Origin of the sequence: Geothermobacter hydrogeniphilus (assembly GCF_002898515.1) — a bacterium.
GTDB lineage: Bacteria > Desulfobacterota > Desulfuromonadia > Desulfuromonadales > Geothermobacteraceae > Geothermobacter_A.
In genome coordinates this window covers 37,964-50,078 of sequence record NZ_PPFX01000030.1, presented here as the reverse complement: position 1 = coordinate 50,078, position 12,115 = coordinate 37,964, and the positions used below count along the sequence as shown (strand labels likewise).

At 57.4% G+C, this 12,115-nt stretch carries 5 protein-coding genes; 1 reads left to right on the top strand and 4 read right to left on the bottom strand.

The genetic code is table 11. The features are described 5' to 3' along the window. Window positions 1-1,013, top strand: a 1,013-nt coding sequence (locus C2E25_RS12470; RefSeq protein WP_146032967.1) for a S1C family serine protease, incomplete at its 5' end; no start/stop codon positions are given. 33 nt (window positions 1,014-1,046) lie between these two features. On the opposite strand, the gene C2E25_RS12465 is transcribed toward C2E25_RS12470, so the two are convergent. Genes C2E25_RS12465 through C2E25_RS12450 form a run of 4 tightly spaced genes read right to left on the bottom strand, consistent with a single transcriptional unit; the run spans window position 1,047 to window position 12,107 of the window. Beyond that, the gene (locus C2E25_RS12465) at window positions 1,047-4,061 is read right to left on the bottom strand and encodes a response regulator (protein WP_103116060.1); all 3,015 of its coding nucleotides are present in this window, start codon (window positions 4,059-4,061) and stop codon (window positions 1,047-1,049) included. After that, window positions 4,058-7,096 carry a hypothetical protein gene (locus C2E25_RS12460; protein ID WP_103116059.1) on the bottom strand — a complete coding sequence of 1,013 codons (3,039 nt, stop codon included), beginning with the start codon at window positions 7,094-7,096 and terminating at the stop codon, window positions 4,058-4,060. The genes C2E25_RS12465 and C2E25_RS12460 overlap by 4 nt, the downstream gene beginning before the upstream one ends. Beyond that, entirely contained in the window at window positions 7,093-9,531 is a 2,439-nt protein-coding gene (locus C2E25_RS12455; protein WP_158247254.1) for a response regulator, read from the bottom strand. The genes C2E25_RS12460 and C2E25_RS12455 overlap by 4 nt, the downstream gene beginning before the upstream one ends. Before the next feature lie 50 nt (window positions 9,532-9,581). Next, window positions 9,582-12,107: a TonB-dependent receptor plug domain-containing protein gene (locus tag C2E25_RS12450; protein ID WP_158247253.1), complete on the bottom strand. Its 2,526-nt coding sequence runs from the start codon at window positions 12,105-12,107 to the stop codon at window positions 9,582-9,584. Window positions 12,108-12,115: the final 8 nt, after the last annotated feature.

Sequence of the window (12,115 nt, the reverse complement as noted above, 5' to 3'; positions counted from 1 at the left end):
TATGCTGTTGCGCTACATATATTCAGAGAGTCGAATGTAGTTTTGCAAGAGGCTCCTATGAATCAAAAACTGAGGCCAATGTCACCGCCTTCTACTTCACTCCGGCGGGAAAACGGCTGCGCCTGGTTCAGGACCACTTCACCTCCGAAGGTCAGATGTCGGGTGATTTCTACGATGCCATGAACATGTCGCAGGAACTGGAGTGGATCACCGAGCTGACCCGGCGCGCCATCGATGATCTCAAGCGCCAGATTCTCGCCGAAGTCCCAACCGACCTGGTCTCCCGGTCATGGCGAAAAGCGGCTGACGACCTCAACCGGCCGCCGGCCGGCGAAACCGCCCGTCCCGGCCTGCCGCCCGTCCCCCGCCTGGCCCGGACCAGAATCAAGCTGCCGGAAACGGAGACCGGGCACAGACCCGGGTCCGCCGCCCCGCAGGCATTCCTCAACCTGCAGCAGATCCTGCGCAAGGTCAGTCCTTCGATTTTCAAGGTCATCACCGAACGCGGCACCGGCAGCGGTTTTGCCATCTCCAGCCGCGGTTTCGGCGTGACCAGCCTGCACGTGGTCGACAAGGCCGGCAAACTGCGCATCCGCTTCCACAGCGGCAAGGAGCAACCGGCCAGGGTTGTCGCGCGCCACCCGGATCTCGATCTGGCCATTCTCTCCTTCAGGGCTGAGTCCGCTCGCGCCATCCCGCTGGGCGATTCCCTGAAGAGCGTCCCCGGCGACAAGGTCATCGCCATCGGCTATCCGCTCGATGTCGGCCTGTCCATCACCCCGGCAACGATCGCTTCACTTAAAAAGTACCGCGGCCTGCCGCTGATCTACATCGATACCCTGGTGCCGCCGGGAAATTCGGGGGGACCACTGGTCAACAACCAGGGAAGAGTTATCGGCATCACCTTCCGCAAGCAGCAGCAGTCCGACAAGAAGGGGACAACTCTGGCTCTGCCGATCAACGAGGCACGTAAAAAATTCGAGCAGTTTCTTGAGTTCTCCGACCCGGGATAAGTCGTCAACGGCCCGTTGCGGGCCGTTGACGACTCAGGGCATGAGCGCGCTGACGGCCTCATCTATTTCACGACCCTCGTAGCCTTCTGCCCGCAGTGCCGCCACATAGTTTTCCAGGACCTGGTTGGCGGGAACCGTTTTCCCCTCACTGGTGTAGGTTTCATAAAGCTGGCGAACCAGGAGGTCATTGATCGGGTCGAACTGCAGGGCCTTGTGGCCGACCTGGGCCGCCTCGCTGAAAAGCTTCTGATCCAGCAGCAGGTCAATCCAGACCTGTGAACTTTCAAGAAAAAGAAGCAACAGGTCCTGTCGGTAATACTCACGATTTTCATCAAGCGGCAGGGCAAGATTCAACTCTCCCCGCCAGAGATGATGAGCGCGACGGAAAGCCTGGTCAGCCTGCCAGGTCTCCCGCCGCTTGGCATGGCGGATACCCTGCCGGACAAGAATTTCGAACTCGGCGGCATCAACCCAGCTGTGATCAAGGCACAACGTCCCCTTCTGCAGGTAGAAAAAATCTCTTGCTGTTCCCCCGTCGAGAATACCGTCGAAAGCCTTGCGAAGGCGTGACAGCAATGAATCAAACTTGGAACGAGCCTTGTCCGCTGAGCTGTCGGGCCAGAACTGGTGTTGAATATCCTCCTGCCGCAACTGCAGGTTGGGCGCCGTCAACAACATGCCGAGCAATTGCCGCAACGCCGAACTCAGTTCCTGCCGCAACTGCAGGGTACGACCGCCGACGGCAAGGGAAAATTCACCCAGCACCCGGAACCGCAGCAACGGCAGCTGTCGACCATCCCTGGTAAAACTGACATAGGTTCGACGCCGGGCCAGAGACAAGGGCATCTCACCACCGATTTCCAGTTCAATAGCCGCTTTCACCAGGCGGACCGCGACATCGGGATACCACCCATAAAGGTTGCTGTAGGACTGCTGTTCCATCATCTCGGCCCAGCGACTTAAATCTTCGACCGCTGCCGCCGCATCCTGTTGGTAATGGACCAGACCGCGGTAGGCGAGAGCCGAACAGAGCAGGAAACGGTCATCCAGTTCCCCGGCCAGAGCGACGGCACGGTCGAAATGCCCCAGGGCGAGAGAGGGGTCGTCCGTTTCAAGTCGCATCAGCCCCAGGCAAAGCTCGTTTCGAACCACAAAGAAAGGCCCCCCCAGCAACCGTCGGGATTCCTGAGCCAACCGTCCGTATTCAAGCCCCTGCTCCCTCCTGCCGAGCAAAACCGCCAGGCAGGAACGAAACTGCAGCAACTGGCTCTTCAGGTGAGGAGTCTGCCCACCCGGCAGGGAAAGGGCAACCCCCAGCAGTTCATCCGCCTGCTGGTAATGCCCGTGAGCCAGTTCGCTCTGAGCATCGAGGAGCATCAGTTGCGACTGAACCAGGCATTGTTCAAACACGCTCGGCGACGCCAACCGCCGGGCAAGATTTTTCTGCCGCCGGCTGCCGAGGACATCTCCCATGTTCTCCAGCAGCAGGGCGCGGAATTTGAGCAGGGCGAGTTGCGTCGAGGGATTGACCTCGCCGGAATTGTTCAGGTGCCTTGACGTCAGTTCAAACTCGCGGATGGTGGCGCGCCAATGGCCATGACAGAGTTGCTCAAATCCCCTTACCATGCGTATCAGCACCTGGTATTCAAGCCTGCTCTGCTGGACGGGATTCGAAACGGCAATCTCCAGGTAAAGGTCAGAGGCCTGGAAATCACTGTTGAAAAACAGGTGCCCAAACGCCAGATAGAGGCAGACCTGCAGCAGGAGATGATCCTCCGCTGCCGATTGCTGGGCTGAAAACAGGCTGTCGGCGAGAGCCAGAAATGACCTTCCGGCAATGAAATCACCATCGACGAGACAGCAGTAATGAACCATTTGCGCCGCGGTATAAAGCTGGCCGAGGTTGTCTTCACGCTGTCGAAAACTGTTCAGGGCGACTTCAAAATGAGGACGGGCCTGCAGTGGCTGGTGTTCCAGCAGTGCCAAGCCCAACAGACAACTCAGCCATGGGTAACGCCCGCCATCGAGGTTCTTGAGGACATCGATCTGCGGTATTAAACTGCAGACATCACCCCGTCCGTAAAGCATCGGACCGATCTGCGCCGTCACCCGCTCCGCGGCGTCTTTGTCACCGGCCAGCAGCAGGTAGTTGATACCTTCGGCAAAGGCTTCCTGGGAGAGGTGCCAATCAGCCGCGGTGAGATAGACCCGCTCTATTTCCGCCTGTTCGAGTTCCTGATACGCGCGAGATGAAAGGTAATCAAGAAAATGTTCATGAAATACGTACAGATCCTCCCCGCGCCGGCAGGTGACAAAAAAATTGTGCCGTACCAGGTATTCCAGGGCGGACCGGATATCCTCGATATCCGCCAGTTTTTCGGCCAGGCCCCCCGGAATCGCGTTGAGCAACCCGAGCTTGAGCAGAGAATGACGCAGGTTTTCAGGGAACCGTGCAAAGAGTTCACCGCGAAAACGGCTGAAATCCAGTTCGCCATCGTCCTGAAGCAGGGTGGCGAGCTGCTGCAGGATTTCTGACCCGGACCGGGCATCCACCGCCTCTCCGGCACTTATCAGACCGGTCACCCAGCGCAGGGCGGCGGTCTTCTGCACCACCTGTTTGCGTAATCCCCGATTGGCACTGCGCAATTCTCTTTCAAGGGACTTGATGCGCAGCAAAGCCCGAATCCGCGCCAGCAATTCAACATTGCGGATCGGCTGCGAAATAAAATCCTGGGCACCGGCCTCAAGTCCTTCCGCCCTCAACTCGGGGGTCGACTGATGCGCCGTGATCAACACCACCGAAACGTCATGGGTGCGATGATCACTTTTCAGCCGGCGGCAAACTTCGATTCCGTCCATCCCGGGCATCTGCATATCGATAAAGGCCCCGTCCGGTGGACTCTGAAAGGCCAATTCAAGAGCATCCAGGCCGTTTGAGGCAATCTGCAGACGACAGTCGGGCAAATTCTGCTGTATCAACTCCTGAAGCAGGGTCAGGTTGGTCGGATTGTCATCCACCAGCAGCAATTGATAATCTTGTTGATTCATGGCCTTTCCTCGCTGGTTCCCGCCCCTGAACGATGGGATGGCGACGGTCCGACATGAATCGCGCCGGGAATTTCCTGTTCACCGTTGGGACCTGAGACACGCAGGGTATAATAACCGTCGGCCGTAGGCCGAGGCAGCACCGCTTCAAGTCGTCCGGGCATGGCAAGACTGACGGAACCGGCTTCGACGACGTCCGGAAGCTGGAACAATTTGCTCCCGGCGGCCCGCAACCACAAAAAATCCGGCCCGACCAGAACCTGTTTGGCCATCCCCGGCACAACGATACGTCCGATCAGTCGCGGACGGGAAGGACGGGAGACGTCGATCGCCTGAACGCCTCCGGAAAGGTCGGCGATATAGACCCGCCCTCCCCTCAGGCTCAGGGACCGGGCACGGCCATAGGTCTGCAGATGTCCAACGGCTCGGATTGTACCATCCTTTCGCAGCGCGGCAACAACCAGTCCATTCTCCAGGTCGGCAATATAGACATAGCGGCCATCCGTTCTGACATCATAGAAATCACTCATATCTTTCAACGGCGCCGCCAATTGCAGGCGACGCACCAGTTTCGGTTCTCGCGGGCGGCTGATATTGACCACTGCAAGCCCCTCCCTGCCGGAAGCGACCAGCGCATAGGTGCCCTCGACAACCACATTGCGTGCCGTCCCGGCGAGCGATAATCGACCGACCATCAGCGGCAGGCGCGGATTGCTGAGATCAATCACCATCAGGCCGGCTCGACCGCAGGCGACATAGGCAAGATCCCCGCGGACCTTGATTCCTCCAGGCTTGGCCGGCAGGGGCAATGAGCCGAGAACTTTCATCGAGCCCGGGGTACTCAGATCAATCACCTGCAACCGGTCCACGGTCACCAGAATGGCCAGATTGCCGACCAGGTCGAATCCCAGACCGACATCCCCGAGCAGGACAGGTGCTCTTTCAGACCGGGCAAGCAAGTGCAGAGAAAGACAATATTTGTCATTAAAAACCAGGAGCGACTCGTTGTCGAGCAGCATATCCAATGCTCCCCGCGGGACCGGAAGAACCTGAACCTGTTCCGGTCGGGCCGGAACAGCCAGAGAAAAAAAACGGACTCCGGCGGAACCGTCCGCCACCAGCAGTGTTCCGCCGACAGCCCGCAAGGCTCCCGCCGAGTTGGTCAGGGGAATGTTCCGAATCAGTTCAACCCCCTTTCTGCCCCGTGAAGTCGGACGCAGAACACCAAGACCTGAGTTGCCGAGACGAACATAAAAATACCCGCCCCCGGCAGCTATGGCGGTGACACGCGGCAGGTCGAGGGTCCCGCCGAGCGGTATCAACCGGCCCCCGGGCCGAAGTCGAAACAAGGCCAGCTGCCCTGACCTGAGCAGAACAAGGACGCGGTCTTCACTCACCGCCAGCGCCACAACGCTCTGGTCCATTCGCTGTTGCTGCAGAGATCGCAGTCGGCCGTCAGGAGACATCTCGACGGTCCTGATCCCTGCTTCTCCCTCAGCGACCAGCAGGGTTCGTCCACTGAAGGCCATCCCGTGCGGACGACCCGTTGTCGATAAACCGCCTAGGGAACGCGGATGATCCGGGTCCACCAGGCTGAAGCAGAGAATACCGCCCAAATCATCGGCGACCAGCAGCATACCATCCCGGACGACGATCGCTCTGGGCAGTCCCGGCAAGGGCAGACGATCCCTGACTTCGAGTCGCGGGCCGACACGCGCTACAACAATCAGCTCGCCGGCGTTGCTGCCGAGAAAGAATCGTCCGGCCCCTCGACCAATACAGGCAATCGACCAGTTCTGATAAAGCTGGCCGTCCAGTATCGGTTCCCGACGGCCATCAAGCCGATAGGTCACCAGGCCATGGGGTTGTGTCGCCACCAGGAGACGATCTCCGGTCACTGTAAAAAACGCGGGGTTTCCCAACAAGGAAAAACCAGCAGCAACCGGGATCTTGTCAAAGTCCGGCACGGGAAGATACTTCAGACCGGTACGGGCATCTCCGATATACAGCGTCCCGGCGGCGGCAGCAACCGCGCGCACGCTTCCGGTGGTGGCGATAAAACCCTGCTGACCGGAACGGAGGGAGGAATCGGGACGCACCAGCATCACTCCATGATTGGTGCCGAGATAAACCGTATCATCTCCAACTTCAAGACTGATGAATCCGTCATGTTCCGTCGCGAACACCGCCTTGGGAGATTCGCCGCCACCCGCGGGAACGAAGTAAAGGTTGGTTCGGGTCATGGCCAGAGCCCCCCCCTTCCAGCCCCGAACCTGTCTGGTCTGACCCGGTATCGTGATGTGGTTGAACGAGCCGACATCTCCATTCTCTCTGACCGGAAAAATCAGCAGGCCGTAATGGCCATCAGCAACCAGCAGCCGGTCGCCACTGATCGCCAGGCCGACGACCCGATCGGGTGTCGACACTTTGCGCAGGATCTCCGGAGATTTCGGATCTGAGAAATCGACGATCAGAAAATCCCGTTCTCCGACCGCAATGTAGGCTTTATCCCGACGGCAGACCAGACCATGCACCGGCCCATCAAAAGCCAGGGTGCCGAGCAGGTGCGGTGAAGAAGGATCGCTTATGTTCACCAGCTGCAAACCACTCTCGACGCTGGTGATCAGCGCCAGCGAACCGACCACCGCCACTTTCCATTCGGTCCCCGGCAGCGGCAGACTGGCAAGAACCGACGGTGCGGACGGCTGAGAAATATCACAGATAATCAATCCGTCAGGAGAATCCGCCAGCAACAACAGATTGTCCTTTCGGGCCATCCCGTTGATCATTCCGGAAAAAGGGAGCTCCCCTCTCACCATGTGCCGGTTGCCGATGTCGGGCAACAGGCTGACGCGGGTCTGCCGATCGAACCCGCTCCCGGCCAAAGCAACCCTGATCCGGCCATCCGGGGCGTCCGCCACCGACACCAGGGCCTGCACCGAAAGGGGTGACTGCTCAGGAAGAGGTCTGGCGAACCAGAGGCCGGAGGACAACAGGAGGACGCAACCGGCCGCCAGCAGAACAACTCGCAGCTTCATCCCCCCTCCTCAACGGCTGATGTCTCATCCGCTTCGCCAAGCCAGCGCTGAAGAACCGACAACAGATCCTCGCGCCGGAAGGGCTTGCACAGATGGTCATCCATCCCCGCGGCATGACAGGCGGCAATATCTTCGGGAAAAGCGTTGGCGGTCAGGGCGATGATCGGGATGGAAAGACCTTTTTGCCGCAGCCGCCGCGTGGCTTCATAACCGTCGACAATCGGCATCTGGCAATCCATCAGCACCAGGTCGACCCGCTGTTCTGCCAGCAGTTCCATGGCTTCCTCGCCCTGGTGGGCAATCAGCAGCCGACCCTCTTCATCTGCAAGAATGCGTTGAACGAAATCACGGGTGGTCGGATTGTCCTCGACCAGCAGAACCTGCCATCCCGGCGGCAACTGCATTCGGGGAGGATCCGTGGAGAGTACCGTTTCCGGCGGCTGCGGCTGAATCTGCAACAACGCGTTCAGGGTCGTGACCAGCTGCGCCGACCGGATCGGTTTGTAGAGCCAGTGGATATTCGGGCCGCAACCATCATCTGCCAGCGACAGATCCCCCTGCTCGCACATCATCACCAGCCGGGTTTCCTGAAACCGCGCCTGGGAGGAAATCGCCTCAGCCAGGCGTTTACCTCCCAGCCCGGCCATGTCGGAATCGAGAAAAGCGGCGACAAACGGATTCGGATCAGCAGCTCCAGCCAGCATCGCCAGGGCCTGGCGTCCGTTGACCGCATGCTCGACCTCGAAACCGTAGGCGACCAGTTTGTCGGTCAGCATGCCGACAGCATGCTGATCGTCATCCACGATCAGCAGCCTACCACCACGCAGTTGTTCCGTGATCAAACTCTTTTTCACCGACTGCCGCGGTTGTCGCCGCAACGAAATTTCAAACCAGAAACGCGATCCGACCCCGGGAGTACTCTCAACCCCAACCTCACCGGCCATCAGACCGACCAGTTGCCGAACAATGGCCAGGCCGAGGCCGGTTCCGACAAACTTCCGGTTCATCGCTTCGCTGGCCTGGGCAAAACTGTCGAAAATCCTGCTCTGCAGCAGGGGATCGATCCCGATCCCGGTATCCTCAACCTCGAAACGCAGGCGCACGGAAGCAGGATCCTGGTCCAGAGACGTAACCCGGATACGCACGCCACCACGTTCGGTGAACTTGACTGCGTTCCCGACCAGGTTGAGCAGGATCTGCCGCAACCGACCGGCGTCACCACGGAGCAGAACCGGCAATTCGGGAGGGAGATCACAGCCGAGATGCAGGCCTTTTCGCGTTGCCGTTTCGCTGAACAGTTCAACAATTTCTTCCAGGCTCTCACCAAGGTCGAAATCTTCCTCCGTCAGAACCAGTTTACCGGCCTCGATCTTGGAAAGATCGAGCAGATCATTGAGGATTTCGAGCAAGACCTCTCCGGAGTTGAACACCGTCTGCGCCAACTGTTGCTGCTTTTCGTTGAGGCCGGTATTGAAGAGCAGTTCGGTCATCCCCAGCACGCCGATCATCGGAGTCCGTATTTCATGGCTCATATTGGCCAGAAAGCGGGACTTGGCCCGGTTCGCCGCCTCGGCACGGTCACGCGCCTCGGCCAGGTCGGCCACCGACCGCTGCAACCGGTCGTTGGTCTCGCTCAACTCCAGGGTACGCTGCCTGACCAGCTGTTCAAGGTTCTGGCGATACCCCTGCAACTGCCGATCACGTTCTTCCAGTTGTTCCAGCATGGTGTTGAAACGTCGAACCAGCATACCGATCTCATCCGGATGTCGCGGCCGGGCCCGCAACCGGAAGTCTCCCCGGTCGGCGACCCGCTCCATCACCTCCGAAAGATCGATCAGAGGCTCGGTCACCACCCGCTGCAGGCGCGATGCAAGCAAAACGGACAGCAGCCCCGACAGCAGCAGCAAGACCAGCAGGGCACTGCCGAACTGGGCCAGGCGGGTATTCAACTCTCCCAGGTCGAACTGGATATAGAGCTGTCCGAGCAGCTGCTGATCGAGAAAAATCGGCAGGAGATAGGCGAGATGTGAACTGCTGAAATGGTAACTGACCCGGGTTGCCCGAGGAGCCTGGTCAAGCAACTTGCAGGGGCTGTAGGACAGGGCTGTAACACGATCCTGAAAGGACCCGTGGGCATTGAGATAATAAGCGAACGGTTTTCCGGAACGAAAAACAAACGCGGCGCGGACATGAGGCTCGGAGGCGAGTGACGCCAGAACATCTTCCACCTGGGACTTCTGGTTCAACATCAGGCCCTGCCTGCTGTTGACAGCCAGCACCTGGGCCAGCGCGGCGGTTTTGTCAACCAGCGACTGACGAAAGGAAACAACCTCGACCGCCAGCAGAGCACCCGCGACCAGCAGCATCACCACGACACTGACCAGCACGATCACCAGAATCAGTTTCTGTCGTATGGATGCATTGTGGAAGTTCACGCGAGACATCCCCCATGGTCCGCAATCAGGCTGCTATTGGAACAACACTGCTAAAAACTCATCTCCATACCGGCCCAGAGTTGTCGTCCGAGCCGATAATCACCTGAATTGACTCCAGATTCAACCCTGCGGTTAAAAACATTGAGGACATCGAGATAAAGTCCGACCTCCGGAGTACCGAACACATCTCCTCGCCAGCTCAACTTCCAATCGACAAGCACCTCAGCCCCCCGCTTAACATCATCATAGACATATAACGTTTCATCAACGAATTCCCCCTTGACGGCATCAAAACGCTGCTTTGAACCGGGAACAACCCTTTCCTCCCAGGTATTTTCAAGACTGTGGTAGCTGCTCAGGAAACGGGCAAAATTTGTGAAACGAAAACCGTATGGAAAATCAGCCGTATAGAATAATTCAACTGTGTGAGGTCGATTAAAATCCGTTCGTGGCAATTCGCTACGATAAACAATCTCCCCTTTGTACCACACTCTTTCAGTCAAATCCTCTTCGTCCAGGAAAGCATTGTAGTTTTCATTACTGCTCGAGCTCTCCTGCCAGGTCCAGGTCAGGAGCAGATATTGTTTCTCCCAAGCCCGTTCCCAACTCGTTCGCACACTGTCGTGTTCACTACGGCCATTGTTGTTCATGGTGTAATAACGTAAACCGTCATCCTGAACCGGACCGTACTGTCGGGCAAATTCGTCCTTCCCGCGTCGTCTGACATACTTCAGGCTGAGACGCCCCCCAAACAGGCTCTGATCAACACCGAGAACCGCCTCGTCACTGTAGGGCGTATCTAGGCTGGAAAACCTGGCCACACTCTGTAACGTGGAGGGATACAGTTCCCATAGGCCAGGGTCAGTCGGGCTGACCGGCTCCCCCGGAGCCAGACTGCCGGCGCCAACGGCATTATTCCGCTTGGGTCGATACTGACTGATCACCGGCAGCTTGGCTTCGCGCAACTTGAATGCCAAAAAACTCCGCCCGTAGTAACGATTCAGACCACCGATCAGAACCGTTTTCCCGTTACCCAGAATATCCCACTCCACGGCCAACCGAGGGGCCGGATTCAGGTTTTCAAGATAGTTGTCGTACGAGAGACGAAGACCGGGACGCACACTGAGGTTTCCAAACGTCAGCCTGTCATCGACAAAAAAAGCTGCTTCCTGAATACTTTCATCCAGAGAACTGGCTCGGTAGACACTCCGTCTGGAGAAATATTGCTCTTCATCAATACATCCGATCAGATCGTCCGTACAGATCACATCGGAAGACTTGATCGCTTCATTGAACAGATAAGTGGTCCCGGGACGATCATAGGCACCGCGATGCCACTGATAATGAATTCCGCTGTTGATCTCCTGTCTGATGTCGCCAACTCCGTCCAGAGACAGAGTTGTTTCCGCGTCGATACCCAAACTGTCCTGAGTCTGGTCAATATCACCGAAGCCCCCTTCCCGGCTTGTGGATGAACCAATGATCGATCCCCATGGCTTGCTCGAACTGGTCAACCAATTACGGAAATACAGGGGAGCATCCCGCCTGCTTTCCCCCTGGCGCCCGAAAAACTTCAGGTGAAATTCACCCGTGTCCCAGAAGCGGTGATACCCCGCATCGATACGTGCCCCCCCACCGTCAATATTAAAAGCGCTGTTTTCTGTATCCCGAATGAAATAATCAGCCTGGTAGGGAGCATAGATCAGGGAAAGGTCTATATAATCATCTGCGCTGCGATCATAGACCATGCGGGCGAACAGATTGCTATTGCGTCGAGATTGAGTCTCTTCCCTCCCCAAGTGCAACAAAGGGATATCAGAGCGGATATGCTGAACATCAAGCAGAAACCCCAATTGGTCATTAACGGGAATATCCAGTCCAACGCCAACGTGGTCCTTTCGAAAATGTGGCTGCCGAGAAGCATCTCCGGATTTCTCAAAGTTGTAACGATCTTCATCCTGAATATGGAATTTGGTCCAGGTATCCTGCGTGTGACGCCAAGAAAGGCGGGCACGTGGTTCTCTCCCCGGATTGCGCAGGCGGGCGTCTACCACCCCACCGGTAAAGTCTCCGTAGCGAGCGGGAATGTTACTGTCATAAACATTCAATTCCTCTATCAGGCCGGTGTCGATAAAAAGTTGCTGAGGATGTCCGGGAACATCAGTGATCTCATTCGGGTTGCGGGCCATGGGGTCAATCAAGTTGTTATTATCGACTCCATCAATGGCGAAATAGTTCTGAAACACCTTGCCGCCTGAGATGGAGATGTCTGGAGGGGTGATCTCGCCACCGGTCTTGGAAGAGAGTGCCCCCTCACTGAACTGCACATCAGGCAGGATATCCAAGACTTCGTTAATTGAACCATTCCCCCTCGGCAGACGATCAATGATCCCCCTGGTCAAGGTCGATGATCCTTTGGCCTGAATATCAAGACTGTCAATGATCGTCACTGGTGGCAACACCACCGGCGTACTAGAAGGATCTTCAGCAAAGAGTTCCGGCGGTAAAAAAAAGCCGACACAGAGCAGGAGTGAAAAGCAATGATTGAGGAATTTTATATATTTCAAGGCAGGCAATCGGAATA

What these genes read in the sequence shown, in the direction of transcription:
- C2E25_RS12465 (WP_103116060.1), bottom strand. Translation starts at nt 4,061, where the DNA reads ATGAATCAACAAGATTATCAATTGCTGCTGGTGGATGACAATCCGACC.
- C2E25_RS12460 (WP_103116059.1), bottom strand. Translation starts at nt 7,096, where the DNA reads ATGAAGCTGCGAGTTGTTCTGCTGGCGGCCGGTTGCGTCCTCCTGTTG.